Consider the following 16191-nt stretch of genomic DNA (forward strand, 5'->3'; position numbering starts at 1 on the left):
AGGTGGCGATGGCCGTCGCCGAGCAGATCGCGCGACGCGCAGGCACCAGCTTTCTCGTAGCTGCACTTGCTGCCCACGGACTTGCCACCTCTGACAGGGTCTTCGACCCGAAGATCTCAACCATTCCGGCCAGCGTCAACGAAGCTGTCGACAAGTGTCTCGACTCCCTACCCGATCACGAACGCACAAAGGTCCGCGGCCTGCTCGCCGCGTTGGCCTACGCCCGTGGAATAGGCGTTGACGACCGGACCTGGCTGAGGTTCGCCGAATCGCTGGGCTACCTGGTGATGTCCTCCGATCTGGATCGGTTGCGCGACTCCACCGCTGCGGATTACTTGCTACAGACCAGCGTCAACGACCACGACGGACCAGTAACGCGGCTCTTTCACCAGGCTCTCGTCGAGGATCTCCTCGCGTGGCGGGGCGACCGCCGGACCCTCGATGAACGAGCCGTATTCACTGTGCTGACAGCGGAGGGCTGGTCCAGGGCCAGCCATTACGTCCGGACACACGCGGCGGAGCACGCCGTCGGGGCCGACCGGCTCGGCGAACTGCTGCTAGAACCGCAGTACCTCGCTATTGCCGACATCGACAGGCTCATGGCACTTCTACCTATTCGTCCACCGGCCGCACTTGTGCCACCAATTGCTGTACTCCGGCGCGCCGCCGTCCGGATACGGCGCCTACCGCCCGACCGGCGCATGGCAACGCTTGCACTGACCGCCGAGCACCTCGGTTTCCGGGAACTCCGCCAGCGCTTCGCCGATGTGTTCCCGGGTCGCTTCCGCCCCCGATGGGCTCACAGCCTCGGCAGCCCGCATCAACAGCTCGACGGCACGTTCGACATCGCCTGGGCGGTGGCCGTCGGCCGGCTTGGTCATCGTGACGCGGTCGTGGCGGTGGGACGCAACGGTCAGATGCGGATCTGGGACGACAGCGGCCAGCCGCTCGCGTCGCTGAACACGGGCGAGGGACCCGGCCTTGCGGCGATGGCGGTCGGGCGACTCGGCGGACGGGACGTCATTGCCACCGCGGGATCCAACGCGACAGTGCGTCTATGGGACGAGGAGGGCAATCCGCTCGGTGATCCGCTGCACGGTCACACTGATTCGATCACCGCACTCGCCATCGGCCGACTCGGCGGTCGGGACGTGCTCGTCTCGGCAAGCGAGGACCGGACCGTCCGAATCTGGGATGCCGACGGTCAGCCAGTCGGTGAACCGCTGCACGGCCACAAGCGCTGGGTTCAGACGGTCGCGCTCGGACGGTTCGGCGGCCAAGACTTCATCGCGTCCGGTGACAGCGGCGGAAACGTGCAGGTCTGGGCCGCCGACGGACAGCCGTTCCTGCAACCAATAACGACCGGGCATGAGCGCGTCAACGTCCTCACGATGGGACGGCTGGACCACACCGACGTGATCGTCACGGGATGCAACTTCGACGAGCAGATCCGTTTCTGGGACAGGAGCGGTCGTTTGGTCGGTACAGGCACCGGAAACAGGCATGGCCGCATCGCGCTGGCCCTCGGATCGGTTGATGGCCGAGAGGTCCTCGTGACCGGCGACCACGACGCCGTCCGATTGTGGGACCGGCCCGGCCGACAGTGGGGTGCGTCACTCAAGGGACACACCAAAGGAGCATGGGCCGTGGCCGTCGGACGACTCAACGGGCGCGAGGTCATTGTCTCGGGCGGGGGCGAAGGAACGGTACGAATCTGGGACAACTTCGGCGACATGGCCGGCGAGCCGATGGAAGGCCACGACCAGCCGGTAACTACGCTGGCCGTCGTCGGCCAAGGCGAGGAAGCGGTGCTGCTAGCGTCTGATCGCGGCATGGCCCACCGCTGGTCGGCCGACGGCCGGCCGTTCAAGTCCGACCTCAGACAGGCCCTTCCCGCGGCCGTGGCGTTGACGAGCGGACAAGTCGCAGGCCAGGACGTCATCGTCGCAGCCAGCTATGACGGCCAGCTCACTGTCCAGGACACAGGCGGCCGGCTCGTACGCCTTCCTGTCCCAACCCGTCACCGCGAGTTTGTCGACACCGTGGCGATATGCCGCGACGTCGTAGTGTCAGCCGCCCATCGGGACTTGTTCATCTGGTACGCCGACGGTCAGTCCGCGTCCGTCTCGTTTGAAGGGAGCGCCCACTTCGGCCTCACTGCAATGGCGATCAGCCACGACACGATCGTTACGGTAAGCGGGAGAGGGCAAATGTGTTCGTGGAACACCGCCGGTCAACGCTTGAGGGTCCTCATCCAGCAAGATCATGACCTCGCAAACACGCTGGCAGCGGGCACCATCGGGGGGCGTGACGTGATCGCGTTCGGACGCGGCTCGGCCGTGTGTTTGCTAGGCGCCGACGGCGACATCACTGTGGCATTCGATTCGCCGTCGGACGAGTCCATCTGGATCACAAAGCTGGCCGTTGCACGGCTCGACGACGAAGACGTCATAGTCGCCGCTCTCTCAGACGGGCGGATCCGAGTCGGTGTTCCGGCGACGACGGACGTCCATACCGTCGACCTGCTCGAACGGCCCCGCGCAATCGCAGTGGTACCACCGAACTCGCTGTACGTCGCCAGTGACCGGGCGCTAATCCGATTGGACCTGAACCTGCCAGGTGGCGATCCCGGCCCCGACCGGGCATGACCCCGTGCAGGTTCGGCGCCACGCGCGCAATACTGTCTTGCAGATCTGTGACATGCCCTGCCGCAGAGACAAACCTGAACGGCTTGATCGCCTCGCACGTACGATGAGCAGCGGCGACATGGGGCACGGCCTGCAATTTCAGCGTCCACATCCGTTGCAGGTTGGTCGTTCAGCGCGCCTCACGCAAGATCGTTGTTCGCGGCTGGCGCGGCAGCAACCGACTCGATTGGTGTCGATCAGCTACTGGGTGCTGACGCTGGGTTTGTTTGCCAGTGGGCGAGGTCGTGGTGGGTCAGGGTGGGCGTGATCTGAGCCGAGGACTCGCTCGTAGTTCTTGGTAGCTGCCTGAGGGCGATTGCGGCGGCGGCCGGGTAACCAGCGTCCCCGCGCCAACCGGCGAGACAGTGGCGGGTGGTCAGGGTGTAGGGGGATCCGGGCCGAGGATTCGCTCGTCGTCGTCGGCGTCGTTCGGCGTGAGCTCAGCGCTACCTATGTTGCAGTGGCTATCTCGGTCGGCGCTGCCAGTAAGCGAGGCTGCTGCGGGTGGTCAGCGTGTCGGGGTGGTCGGGGCCGAGCACCCGTAGGCGGTCGGCGAGTAGCTGTTCGAAAGCGGTGACGGCGCCGGCTGGATCGCCGGTCTTGCCCCGCCAGTGGGCGAGGTTGCCGCGGGTGGTCAGGGTGTCGGGGTGGTCTGGGCCGAGCACCCGAAGTTGATCGGCGAGCAGTTGTTCGAAAGCGGTGACGGCGCCGGCTGGATCGCCGGTCTTGCCCCGCCAGTGGGCGAGGTTGCCGCGGGTGGTCAGGGTGTCGGGGTGGTCTGGGCCGAGCACCCGTAAGCGGTCGGCGAGCAGCTGCTCGAACGCGGCGGCGGCGCCGGCCGGGTTGCCCGCCTTGCCCCGCCAGCGGGCGAGGTTGTTGCGGGTGGTCAGGGTGTCGGGGTGGTCGAGGCCGAGCACTCGTAGCTGATCGGCGAGTAGTTGTTGAAGGGCGGTGATGGCGGGCTGGAAAAGGCCCGCTTCGCCGAGGCTTCGTGCGGCGCGGAACAAGATCCGGTTTCCTTCAGGAGTGAGGAGTGCATCCGCGGTGTGGTGGTACAGGGCGGTGGTGTTGGCTCGAAGGATCTGGGCGTAGGTGGTGTCGCGTTCGACGTCGGGCCAGATCGCCAGGAGCGCGTTTGCGGCTGCATGAGCGGCTGAAGCGAGCGCCTCAGGGGTGAGCTGGTCGCGGGTGACGTGTTGGACGAGGGCATGGACCCGCACACTGCTGCGGTCGCGATCGTGGGTGAGCAGGTTGAGCCGATGCAACGTGTGCAGGCCATCAGCGACAGCCTGTTCACCAACTGCGACGCCGCCGAGGTGAGCGGTGAGATGGTCCCGGATCGGCGTGGTGATGAACAGATCGGCGGGGATGGTGTTGGGGTCGAGCAGCGCGGCAATTACAAGAACAGCGGAGGCTAGTGCGCGGGGTGGAGTGTTGTCGGCGGCGGTGATGGACAGGGCCCAGGTGGAGGCGACGGTGTGTTGGTGTTCGTCGGGGAGGCCGTCTTCGGCGGGAAGCAGGTCGGTCAGGCGCCGTTGGTTGGCAAGCTGCTGCTGGTAGGTGGTGCAGTCAATGCGCCGCTCGCGAATGTAGGCGGCCGCCTGCGCCAACGCCAGCGGCAGGTATCCGAGGGCAGCCGCCAATTCTTGAAGGTGTTCGGGTGGGGTCAAGGTTTCGATGGCGTGAGTCAGGTAGGCGACCGCTTCATCCGGGGTGAACAGGCCAACCTCGATGAGTGTGCGTCCCTGGGCTTGCAGAGCAGCGTCACGGCGGCGAGTCGTGACCACCGTACAGCCGTTGCTGTTGGTCGGTGGCCACCAGCCGGTGGCGTCGGCTGGGCGGTCGAGGTTGTCCAGTACAACCAGCCACCGCTGGTCGGTGCGTTCCAGCCAGCCCAGTAGCCGGGCGGCGGCCGGTTCCGGCTCCACCTCCGGCTCAGCGACCCCGACCGTGCGAGCGGTCTCGGCGTAGGCGGCTACGATCGCGCCCCGGTCGGACGCGGTGACCCACACCAAAAGGTCCAACTCGTCGCTGAGCCGGCGGGCGAACTCTGCCGCCAACTGAGTTTTACCGACCCCACCCATCCCGGACAGCACCTGCGTCAGAACCGCGGTGCGCCCCGCCTGGGCCGCCCGCGTCAACGCCTCGGCGGTGGCCCGGTGCTGAAACCACGACGCCGGCAGCGGCACTCGCCCGATCTGCAACACCCCGCCGGCCGCCGCCCGCCGTGACGCCTGCTCGCGGCGGGCCTCGATACGGTCGAAGACGAACGACACCAATGCCAACGCCACACCAACAAGCCCGGCGACCCACCCGGCTTGCTCGAAACCCTGCCACCCGAACCGGGGCAGGCGCTGCCCGGCCGGCTGCCACCATGTCCAGAGCGCGACCAGGCCACACGCCACCGCGAAGACGGCCAGAACGACCAGCTTGCGGGAGCGGCACCGCCGCCGAAACACCCGAACCACCCGACCATCATCGACGGTAACCACCACCAAACCGAAGGTGGCCAATATTCGCGTTCTGATAGGCGCCACTTGTGAAGTAGCGTTACCGCCTTCACTGGCGCTGGCCACCGGGTTAGGGTTCGCTCGGACCCGGCGTGGGTTGCAAAGCGTTCGTCCGCCGCGAGGGCGGCAGGTGCGCTGGACAGTGCTCTACCGGCGATCGTCGCCTGGGGCGCTGGCTACGAGTAGCGGTCTCCGGGGTCTGGTTCGTCGACGATGACCGTTCCGTTGCGGCGACATCCGGCGGAGCACTCCGCGTGTGAGACCTCTGCACGGAGCGAGTTGAGAGCGACCTGGAGCTGACGGATGTTTCCCTTCCTGTTGTACGTGGCAGACATCGGACGCGCTGACTCATTCCGCCAGATAGGTCGGACTATCGGACCGCAACCTGTCTGATTCACGGGGGTTCCACCGGACAGCCAGGTCACTGATCGTTGCGGTTCCGGTACCATATGCCTTCGATGAATATCCGGCTGCGTCTCGACGACACCGACGCCGACCTGTTCCCGTCGCTCTACCGGTGGCTGCGCGACGACGAAGTCGCCCGGGAGGCGACGATCACCCTCGCCCGGCAGCACCGGCCCACGGAAATGGGCAGCGCCGTGGAGTTCGTCGATGTCCTGCTGAGCAACGGTATAGCGCTGAGCAGCCTGCTCGTCGCGCTGGCAGCCTGGCGCGGTTCGCGTCCCCGCCCACCCGCGGTGCGCATCGAACTTGGTGACACGGTAGTACTCCTGCGAGACGACTCCTCGGACAACGTGCGCCGCATCGTCGAGGCGCTCGGTGGTGACACGGCCGGCGGTGACGCGGCCCCGCCGCCATGAGCGCCGCAATGCCTGACGCCGCTGGCTCCCGGGCGGTTCTCATCGGTGTTTCGGCATACCGCACCCTTGACGACCTGCCCGCCGTCGAGAACAACTTGACCACGCTGTGTGCGCACCTGACCGATCCGACCCAGTGGGGGCTGCCCGCCGATCAGTGCCACACGTTGCACCAGCCGGACAGCGTGGACGCCGTGCTTGACACGTTGCAGCGCGAGGCACCCGTCGTCACCGACACCCTGCTGGTCTACTACGCCGGCCACGGCCTCGTCGATGACCACGATGAGGACGAGTTGTACCTGGCCCTGCCGCACTCCAACCCAGTACGTCCGCACCGCACGGCAATCCCGTACAGCTGGTTACGGCGCGAGCTAATCGAGGCCACCGGCGCGCGGCAGAAAGTCGTGGTCCTGGACTGCTGCTACAGCGGCCGCGCCTTGCACCGGTGGATGAGCGGCGACGGCGTGGGCGACCTGGGAAACCTGCTCGACATCCACGGCACCTGCGTACTGACCGCTACCGCGCGCACTCGCCGGGCGCTGGCACCCGCTGGCGAGACGCACACCGCGTTTACCGGCGAGCTGCTCGATCTGCTCCGGCAGGGTGTCACGCAAGGTCCGGAGTTGCTCGACCTGGAAACGATCTACCGCCACCTGGACCATAGGCTGCGCTCTAAGGGCCGGCCCCTACCAGCGCGGGGCCAACTCGACCATGGCGGCATGGTCGCGCTCGGCTGGAACGTGGCTCATCCAAGTCACCAGCTGCGCGAGCTGCGGCAGGTACGCACCGACCTGGACGCCGTGCGGGCCGAGCGGGACGAGCTGCGCAGGCTCCTCGAAGTCGCGGGTAAACGCGCCACCGACGAGGCGGAGCAGCAGATCGCCGCGGCCCGACGGATCCGATCCGAGGCCGAGGCCGAGGCGGCCCGAGTCCTAACCGACGCGAACACGGAAGCCGCCCATCTCCGTGCCGAGGCGGACGCCGAAGCTAGCCGCATCCGCGCCGACACGGCCACCGCCGAGGCGAAGATCCGTCAACGGGCGGCCGACCTTGCCGAGCTCGAGCGCGAACTGGACCAGGTTCGGGAGGCGCTGAAGCGGAGCCAGTGGCCATTCCCCTTGCCACGTGTGCGTCCCGGGAAGGACGCATTCGTCCGGCTCGAACTCGACCTCGCCGAGACGGCCTTCGGCGTTGAGGCACCAATCACCGTGGACACCTTCTCGATGTGCGAGGCATGCTCCGGCAGCGGCTGCGCGCCGGATACACAGGTCACTGCCTGCGAAGGTTGTCAGGGTCGGGGCGACAAGCCACCAGGAAAGCCGTGCCGCCTATGCGCCGGCACCGGCTCCGTCATACCAACTCCCTGCCCCGCGTGCCGAGGCGACGGGCGGATTGAGGCCCAGCGCACGCTGCGCGTCGCGGTGCCGGCCGGCACGGACAGCGGCACCCGGATCCGGCTCGCCGAGCAAGGCGAGGTCGGTCCCGGTGGCGGAACGCCAGGGGACATCTACGTCGAGATCATCGAGCGCCGACACGACGTGTTCACCCGAACTGGCGACGATCTGCACTGTCATGTGGCGCTGCCGGCGCCCGTCGCCTTGGCCGGCACCCGGCTAATCATCAAGACACTCGATGGTCAACAGGCGGCGGGCGGTGAAGAAGAGGCTGACGGTCAGGAGGAGGTTACTGTGCCACCTGGGACCCAACCCGGCACCACCTTGCGGCTCGCCGGCCGGGGCATGCCTAACCTGGGCGGCGAGGGCCGCGGTGACCTGTTTGTCCACCTCGACCTGCGCGACCCGAAGCAGGCGCGCCTGCAACACGGCCGCAAACGGGATGACCGCAAGCAACATGGACTTTTCAAACGAATTCGGGACGCCTTCAACGATTAGATGTCGCTGACGCCGAGCTGGACTGGCAACCTTGCGTATTCGATGAGTGCGAGTTCGACCGCGACGTCGGCTCCTGGTTACTCGGATCAGCTCTGGCAGGTTCCGTTTAGCCCCTGATCGATACGGTCACGCACTGTCATCGAGTGAGCTCACTGGCCTGGCGGCGCATGTGGGCTAGGTTGCCGCGAGTGACCAGGATGTCGGGGTGATCCGGTCCCAGGACTCGTAGCCGGTCTTCGAGTAGCTGCTCGTAGGCGGCGGCGGCGCCGCTTGGGTCGCCGGCCTCTCCCTGCCATGCGGCGAGGTTGCCGCGAGTCATCAAGGTGTGCGGGTGGTCAGGGCCGAGCACTCGGAGACAGTCGTCGAGCAGCAGTTTGAGTGCGATGGCGGCGCCACCTGGGTCGCCAGCCTTGCCCTGCCAGTAGGCCAGGTTGTTGCGGGTGGCCAGGATCTGGGGATGCGTGGGGCCGAGTGCCTGCAGCCTGTCATCGAGTATCTCCTTGAGGGCGGTGGCAGCACCGTCAGGGTTGCCGGCCGCGCCGCGCCATCGCGCCAGTTGGCTGCGGACGGCGAGGATATCTGGGTGATCGGGACCGAGCATCCGGAGATAGTCGTCGAGCAGCTGTTCGAGCTCGGTGGCGGCACCGTCCGCGTCGCCGGCTACGCCCCACCAGTTGGCGACGTTTGCGCGGGTGGCGAGTGTGTCGGGATGGTCGGGACCGAAGACCCGCAGGCAATCGGCGAGCAGATGCTCAAAGGCAATGGCAGCGCCGCGGGGATCACCGGCCTCGCCCCAGCACAGGGCGAGACGGTGGCGTGTCATGAGGGTGTCGGGATGGTCGGGGCCGAGTATCCGCAGGCAATTATCGAGCAGATGGGCAAAAGCCATTGCCGCGCCGCCTGGATCACCGGCCACGGCCCGCCATCGGAGGAGGTCTATGCCGATGGCCAGGGTGTCAGGGTGATTGCGGCCGAAGATCCTCAGGGTGTCCTCAAGCAGTTTCTTGAGAGCTTTGATGGCGGGCTGGATAAGGCCAGCTTCGCCCATGCTTCGTGCCGAGCGCAGCAGCACCGGATGGATCTCCGGGCTCAGCAGGGCATCGCCGGTGCCGCCACGCAGAATAGTCGTGTTTGCGCGCAGCGTATTCACGGCAATCGCGTCCTGTTCGACGTCGGGCCAGATGTCGAGCAGTGCGTCAGCGGTGGCTCGGATCAGGGCCGTCATGTCGGTCGGCTCGATGGCCTCTCGGACGACGCGTTGTACGAGGGCGTGCATGCGCACTGTGCTCGTAGCGTGATCGACGGACGCCAGGCTGAGGCGGTGCAACACGTACAGGGTGTCGAGGGTGTCGTCGACGTCGACCCGCTGCCTGGTACGGATAGTGCAATAGCTGATGATCGCTGGATTGCCGAACAGGCCGATGGGGACGCCGTTCGGGTCGAGGAGAGCAATGATCTCGAGGAGTGGGCGGCCGTCACCGGCCGGTGCGAGCCGCTCGGCGAGATCAACTGACAGACGCCAGGTGGCGGCGACTATGGCTCGGTGCTGATCCGGGAGAGACAACGGTCTCAAATCCGTAAGCTGTTTGGCGCTGAACCGGCGCCGGTACGCCGTGCAGGTCAGATTCCGATCTGCCATGTAGGCCACTGCTTGTGCCAGGGCAAGCGGAAGGTGCCCGAGAGCTGTAGCCAATCCATCAGGGTCATCGTTTAGCTGCGGCATGCCGACGAACTTGGCCTGCAGATAGGCCGTGGACTGGGCCGGCGTGAACAGCCCAACGTCGATGATGTGCCGGCCGCCGGTCAGAGCAGCATCCCGCCGGCGGGTCGTGACCACCGTTCGCCCGTTTGGGATGGTCTCTGGCGGCCACAGGCCGGTCAGGTCATCGGGCTCGGCGAGGTCGTCCAGGACGACCAACCACGACCGGTCGGTGTCATCCAGCCAGACCAGCAACCGCCTGCAAGCCTGTTCCGGGTCATCATCGTCCACGCCGGTGATGTCGGCAGCTGCCTGAGCGTAGACCGAGACGATGCTGGCCCGCGACGTTGCCGTCGCCCAGATCAACAGGTCGATTTGCTCCTGCCGCCACAATCGGTGGGCGAGGCTCGCGGCAACCTGAGTCTTTCCGACCCCACCCAGACCGGTCAATATCTGACACACGACTGTGGTCCGCCAGCCCGCCACGGCCTCGGTGAGTGCGTCGTCTGCATCCCGATCCTGACGGCATTCGGCTAGCGGCGGGATCACACCCACCCGGTATGGCCAGGAGATCGGCCTGCGTCCAAGCATTGTGACCGGGGCGTTGAAGACACCCGTCGGCCCGTAGGCGTTGCCCACGGCGAAGCGCGCTGGGTCGCCGTTCTCGCCGGGAGCGGGTGACCCTACTCCGCTGCCGGCGAAGCTGGGGGGACCGAAGGCGCTTGATGGAAGCTGACCGGCCCGGCGAAGTGACCGACCGCGCCGTAGTTGGTGCCCACTTTGATGTTGAACTCTTTCGCAGTTTCCGGGGCGGCCAGGACCAGCAGATGACGGGCTGCAGCCAGTATCTGCTCGTCATCGGCGGCGCCCGACGCGGCGAGGTGGTCACCGATGCGAGCCTGCCAAACACCGGGCGCTGTTTCGTCTGCCGCGAGTGCCTGCCCGGCGTCGCGATCGCCGAACCGACCGTCCAACAGCCTCTTCAAGCCCGTGTACGCGTCGTGAACCGCAGCGGTCGCGGTATTGGTCACCCCGGCGCTGGCGCCAGCGGCCAACGCAGCAACGATTAGCTCTACCCCAGCCATCCTGAGCCTCGATTCACCAGCCGATACACATGATTGTCAACCTCCGCGACGACATCGGTAGTCGGCAGGTCGGATAGGCGTCATCGGCCGACTGGCGAAAGGGAAAACTATGGGTTCGGCGACCAGACGTCGGGTCGATCGGACCTCAACCTCACACGTATGACCATGCCTGGCATTTGTAGATCTGTGACATGCCCTGCCGTAGAGACAAACCTAAACGGCTTGATCGCCTCGCACTTACGATGAGCAGCGGCGATGCGGGGCACAGCCTGGAACTCCAGCGCCTACCTGCGTTGTAGGTTGGCTTTTCGGCTCACCTCATCCAAGATCGTCTTCGTGGGCCGCGCGGTGGGAACCGCGAAGCCGTAAAGAACGCTCCGGCAAGCTTACCGAGGGTCTGCAGCGTCGCCGGATCGACCGCTGCCGCGGCGGCGGTCGATCCAGGTAGCCTCACCGCAGCTCTGCGGTGAGGCTATTGAAGTCGGAGCAGTACTCCGCCGATGTTTCGTCCATCGGCCGGTTGCGCCACATCAGCACGCCGGCGGCCTCCTTCTCGACGTATCCGAGTGGAGGGACCACCGGATCCGGGCTCCTTCCGCAGTCGACCTTCCCACCGCTGACCAGATAGAGGGCCTGCCGGAACGCGAGCCGCGGCGCGGCGAATGACGTGCCGGCGACATGCGTGGGAGATGAATAGAGCGGACCGACTTTCCTGTCCGCCACCACACCGCCCGTCCTGGATCGACTCGATCGCCACGCGCCAAGGGACCGGTTCCAGATCACCGACATGCGTGGGCGACTACAGCGTGCCCGCCGGCGCCGGCCGCCGCAGCCCTCAACCGGCCGACCGGCGACGCCTGACTATCTCGACGGGTGTGGGCACCGTGGAAACGCCACTTTCGGCACCGCTTGCCTCTGCCGTGCAAGGCTGTGCCGCCTCGGGGATCCAAGCTTGACCTGGTCGACCGACCTGTCCCACCAGCCTGCGGCTCGACCAGCCTGAGCGCTGACCCACAGCAGTGCGGGGCGGCAGTGGCCTCATCCACGCTCAGGGACCGCCGCCGTCGGAGCGTGCCTTCCCAGGAACGGCTCGATCACGCCGGCGCCGAGCACCGTTGTCATGCGCGACCGCTGGGGTACGAGACGCTCAAGCGGGTGGCCCTCACCCCTCGTGCCGACGTGCGGCGAGGCGATGGCCGCCGTGCTGTCCGACGAGCGCGGCGTCCCTACGCGCGCTGCGACCCTGACGTCCCCTTCTTGTCGATGCTCCACGAGATCCTGAAGCCGATGCCCCCGCCGAGCGCCATCAGCCAGAGCAGGCCAGTGGGTGAGACCAGCGTGGTCGGGAAGCCCAGCGCGAGCAGCGACAGCGGAACGACGATCATGGCTACGAGCCCGAGAGCACACGCACAGAGCAGACCCAGCGACCGTGCCGACATCCTCCAGCGGGTCCAGCGCATGCCCGGCTGCGCCAGGTCGAACAGGAACCCGGCGAACGCGGCGATGACGATGGCCGCGACGTCGATGATGGCCACCGCCAGCGCGATATTGTCCTGGCCGTCCATCGACAGAATGTATCAAGCACGGGTCTACGAGCCGCTGGTCGCGATGACGCGGTCTCCGAGTTCAGGTACTGGCCGACCAGACCCCCGCCGTCACCGCCTCGTGGGAGTTGGCCGACATCGACGAGCAGGAATTCCAGTTCTGATTGTGTTACGCAAGGATCCACACCGAAGATCACGCGACCGTGACGACGCCCTCGATGCGGCCTTGGCCAGGCTCAGGCGGGACGGGCCATTTCCCTTATCAGGCGCCGCTCTGCAACGGACTGACGACCGCATGCTCAGGGTTTACGACTGAGACCAGCGGGCTACTCGCCCGCGGACTCTTGATGCGGTCGATGGCCGCCCAGTCCCGCGACGACGCCGGTCGCGGACTCGCCGACGATCTTGATGAGTTTCACCACGCCGACCTCATGTGGAGACCGCAGGAGCGGTACAGCCCGCCGATCCAGGCACACAAACGCCATGTCGGCCGAACTCTTACGCACATGTCGGCCGACTCAAACTTCCCAGGGCCCGGATATGCAAATCCCGCCCTCGCTGGAGCACCAGCGAGGGCGGGGATCTACTGAGCTCTACACCTGCCGTAAATGGCCGTTTGGTGCCAACCTTGTTGGCCGCGTACCGGGCTGGCCGAGGTAGCACATGACGGCACCTATGGCCAACCCGGTCGGAATTGGATCAGGTTCGCCAGCGCCGCACTGTTCTTCCTAGATTGCGAAGCATAGGACCGATGCCTAAACGCCAAACGCAGTTTCCTTCTACATTGCATTGCTATACCAATGTATGGCCATACGGTATCACCCAATTACAACCGCGAGCCGCAGCGCTGATCCTTACTCGAAATCTGTCTCGCGATCGCTTCGCGGCTGCGCCACCCCATTAGCGTTATCCTCCGGTACTCTTGCCGCCCTCGACGCATCACCTCGCCGACGCCAACGTGCCACGATCGCCGCGACTGCGGCGACTATTCCCGCTCCGGCGAGCTCCGCCGGCAGGTGCGTCACAAGTCCCTCGATGATCATCTCTCCAAGATCCACGTTCGACTCCCTCGCCGCTGATGCAATCTGCTGGACATCACGATGCGGCTCACCTTGATCGCCAAGCGCAGTTCGAACCGGGGGCGAGAATCTTGGTACGGCACAAGGCGTGACTAGCCGAGGGCTTCCTCATGACGAGCAATTCTGGAACGTTCTGGAACACCCTGGAGCACGATCATCTTCCTTACGGGTGAGTACGACCCCGAACGGGTAGCAGCAACTAGGCGGCGGGTAGGATCTGCCCACCTCGACGCAATGCGGTGTCGACCGAACGTACGAGAGCGGGTTGGAGACTCCACCGGGCGACATGCCGTGGACGCGGTTGCTTCGAACGCAGCTGCGTCGCTTGCATGTGCGGGCGAGTTCACCATCGATCCGCGATATCGCGACTGCGTGCAAGATCGGCTGTGGGACCGTTCATCGGCTCTTTAACGATTCGACGTTACCCAAACCTGACCATCTACTGCCCGTGGTCGAATACCTTGCGAAGAAGTGCTACCACCGCCCTGAGCCCGACAGGGCGTGTGACTACTTCGACTGGCTTTGGCAACGCGCGCAGGGCGAATGGTTTCCGGACCCCTTTCCTCCGTCGGATGATGACGAAGGACCGGAGCCGCCCTACGGCCTCGGCCCGCTCCCCGGCGGCCCCGCCCCCGGACCGACGAAGCCGAAAGGTCCCTCCGGAGCACCCGGCAAACCCGAGTCCAGCACCGACCAAGACGAGATCTTGGCGATCGGGACCTCGGGGCCGGAACAATCCGCAATTGCCGCAGACCCCAAGGGCTCTCGTGCGCTCATCATCGGGATCGATGACTACAGCGATCCTGGGGCGATCCACATTCCACGCCGGAACCTGAGCTCGCTTAGTGAACTCCGGGACCTCATGGCTACGGCCTTCCAAGGGGGCGCCGAACTCATTCGGAATCCGTCGCTAACCACACTATGGCAGGCGTTGACAGAGAAGGCAGTGACGACAGAGGGCACCCTATTCGTCTACTTCGCTGGGCATGGATTCACAGACGGACGGACCTCGGATACCTACCTCGGTGCAGGCAACATGTCGTTGAACGCTGAAGGGATGCTTGACAACGTTCTCAACCTTCGCGACGTGCGCTACCTACTGGCGCAGAGTAACGCTCGAAACCGGGTGCTAGTCCTCGACTGCTGCTTCTCCGGATCCATGACCGCCGGCACGTCTCTGCAGATTGTCGCGACCCGACCATCGGGCGGCCTGAAGGGTGCCCCACAACGGGCGCTTCCAGAGGTGTCGCTCCGGCCGACCTATGTAGTCGGGCACCGGACCGAGGTCGGATCTCGGGCAGACGGATTCCTTCAGACCTTCGTGAGTCACGCACAAGGAGCCATCAACGCATCGACGGCCTCCACCGTTGGGTCACTCTTCGACCGTGTGGTCGAGGCACTTCCGGTAGACGAACGGCAGGCAGTCAACCGTCGAGCCGTCGCCAACGGTGCGTTGGTGGCATGGCCAACCGCGAGGCTTGCCAGGCCGTCGCGCACTCCGACAACTGCCAACGTCCACGTCCCGGCAAGATGGCGCTGGTCGCCGACGAGCAGTGAAGCGAGTGTCAGCCGCGGTCCGTCTCTCCAGACTTGGGGACGTGGGGCGAGGCTGCTAACCATCGCCGGTGATCTAGACGTAGCCACCTTCAACCGATCGCTGATCCTCATCATCGGATCGGCCGGAATCGGCAAAACTACCCTGCTGAACATCGCGGTCAGTGCCAGCGGGCATGCATCGTTGGCGAGGGAACCCCTGGCGTGTCCGATGTGCGCTCCCGATGAGGTAACGCATCACTCGCCCGGCCGGTCCACCACCTTGATCTTGATGCATCATGTCAACGCCGAGCCGACGCCACCTCTTCTCTTGGCAAAGCTTGTCCGAACTCGCAAATCACGAATTAGAGGACAAAAAGACTGGACAGGCTCGGCATACCAGCGCCTAATGTCACGCACGTCAGACTCCTTCCTCGCCTTCCTAGACGGCATGGACGTGAACGCCACACTGGTCGAGCCGTCCCGCATCCTAAGCACTTCATCTGTTTGGTCCCAGGCGGACGCTGCACTGCGAATTGGGAATGCAGAAGGTGTAGAGGACGGCATCGTAGGCAGCTGGTTGAATCCGTTCGTTTACGTCTGCTTGGCGACCCGCGTCAGTCGCTCAGCGCCGTTCGACGCTCACCAACACGACGAGTTGCTTACGATCCTCCATCCGCCCACCCTCCCCGTCGAACTCGCTCCCGCGGCAGGCACAAGGGCCGTAGCGCGCCCTATCGAGCAGAGCGTCCTTGATGTCGGCCCTCCGGTATGGCGGCCTATAGGTTCCGACATGCCGGCTTTAGGAGCGCTCGGCTTTGCCGAACCGCAGCACAGATTTACTTATGGCATGACGATCAGGCTCCCGAGAATGCTGGTCGCGCTTGGCGCGTCACCCCTGGATGCTCTAGACCACTCCGATGAGGCCGTTGCTGTAGTTCTAAGCAACTGGGTTCACATTGCTGATCCTGTGCGGTGGGCGCGCCTATTCGCGTTGTTGAACTTCCTACGCAGTCGATACCGGGCTCACCTGATCACGAGTTTGTACCGCCTGGCCCAGAACCCGCCAGTCGACAGAAACGCGGCTGTTGCCCACTGCACCGTCTGGCTTCGCGAGGTTCGCAGCCGCTTGACGGAACACCAGCGTGTTCTCGTTCAGCAAGTCTTTGATGGGCTGTCTGTCGAGGCGGTCGGATGGGCGATTGGAACCCACGGCCTTAGCGAGGCCCGGATTTACCGCGAGTTCAGCGCGCGTCGCGCAACAGCAAAAGCCGCATCGGCGCCAGCTGAATGGCTACCACGGCCGACGGGTTGAGGAGGTAGCATGTCCGGAAGACATTCCCA

At 65.5% G+C, this 16191-nt stretch carries 8 protein-coding genes and 2 pseudogenes; 5 read left to right on the forward strand and 5 right to left on the reverse strand.

What is annotated here, in order from left to right; translation table 11 throughout:
* Nucleotides 1-2648, forward strand: a 2648-nt coding sequence (locus Vau01_RS60650; RefSeq protein ID WP_204013769.1) for a WD40 repeat domain-containing protein, incomplete at its 5' end; no start/stop codon positions are given.
* A gap of 503 nt (nt 2649-3151) precedes the next feature.
* On the opposite strand, the gene Vau01_RS60655 is transcribed toward Vau01_RS60650, so the two are convergent.
* Nucleotides 3152-5263, reverse strand: coding sequence for a tetratricopeptide repeat protein (locus Vau01_RS60655; protein WP_204013772.1), 2112 nt, complete (start codon nt 5261-5263; stop codon nt 3152-3154).
* 392 nt (nt 5264-5655) lie between these two features.
* On the opposite strand from Vau01_RS60655, the gene Vau01_RS60660 reads away from it, so the two are divergent.
* The 3 genes and pseudogenes from Vau01_RS60660 to Vau01_RS64370 all read left to right on the forward strand — a co-directional run.
* The gene (locus Vau01_RS60660; protein ID WP_204013775.1) at nt 5656-6018 is read left to right on the forward strand and encodes an effector-associated constant component EACC1; all 363 of its coding nucleotides are present in this window, start codon (nt 5656-5658) and stop codon (nt 6016-6018) included.
* 8 nt (nt 6019-6026) lie between these two features.
* Nucleotides 6027-6680, forward strand: a pseudogene (locus Vau01_RS64365) (caspase family protein); the annotation flags it as partial.
* 450 nt (nt 6681-7130) lie between these two features.
* Nucleotides 7131-7907, forward strand: a pseudogene (locus Vau01_RS64370) (DnaJ C-terminal domain-containing protein); the annotation flags it as partial.
* Between the two features lie 136 nt (nt 7908-8043).
* Here Vau01_RS64370 and Vau01_RS60670 read toward each other — a convergent pair.
* The 4 genes from Vau01_RS60670 to Vau01_RS60685 all read right to left on the reverse strand — a co-directional run bounded on the left by Vau01_RS60670 (nt 8044) and on the right by Vau01_RS60685 (nt 12256).
* A complete protein-coding gene (locus Vau01_RS60670; protein WP_204013787.1) occupies nt 8044-10245 on the reverse strand; it encodes a tetratricopeptide repeat protein in 2202 nt (733 codons plus the stop codon).
* A 44-nt stretch (nt 10246-10289) separates the two neighbouring features.
* Complete coding sequence (locus tag Vau01_RS60675; RefSeq protein ID WP_239153067.1) at nt 10290-10661, reverse strand: hypothetical protein; 372 nt, start codon at nt 10659-10661, stop codon at nt 10290-10292.
* 480 nt (nt 10662-11141) lie between these two features.
* Nucleotides 11142-11480: a hypothetical protein gene (locus tag Vau01_RS60680; protein ID WP_204013792.1), complete on the reverse strand. Its 339-nt coding sequence runs from the start codon at nt 11478-11480 to the stop codon at nt 11142-11144.
* Nucleotides 11481-11917: 437 nt separating this feature from the next.
* Entirely contained in the window at nt 11918-12256 is a 339-nt protein-coding gene (locus tag Vau01_RS60685; protein ID WP_204013795.1) for a hypothetical protein, read from the reverse strand.
* A gap of 1506 nt (nt 12257-13762) precedes the next feature.
* Between Vau01_RS60685 and Vau01_RS60690 the strand changes: the two genes are divergently transcribed.
* Complete coding sequence (locus Vau01_RS60690; RefSeq protein WP_204013798.1) at nt 13763-16162, forward strand: caspase family protein; 2400 nt, start codon at nt 13763-13765, stop codon at nt 16160-16162.
* The last annotated feature ends 29 nt before the right edge of the window (nt 16163-16191 follow it).

The organism is Virgisporangium aurantiacum (genome assembly GCF_016863635.1).
Classification (GTDB): domain Bacteria; phylum Actinomycetota; class Actinomycetes; order Mycobacteriales; family Micromonosporaceae; genus Virgisporangium; species Virgisporangium aurantiacum.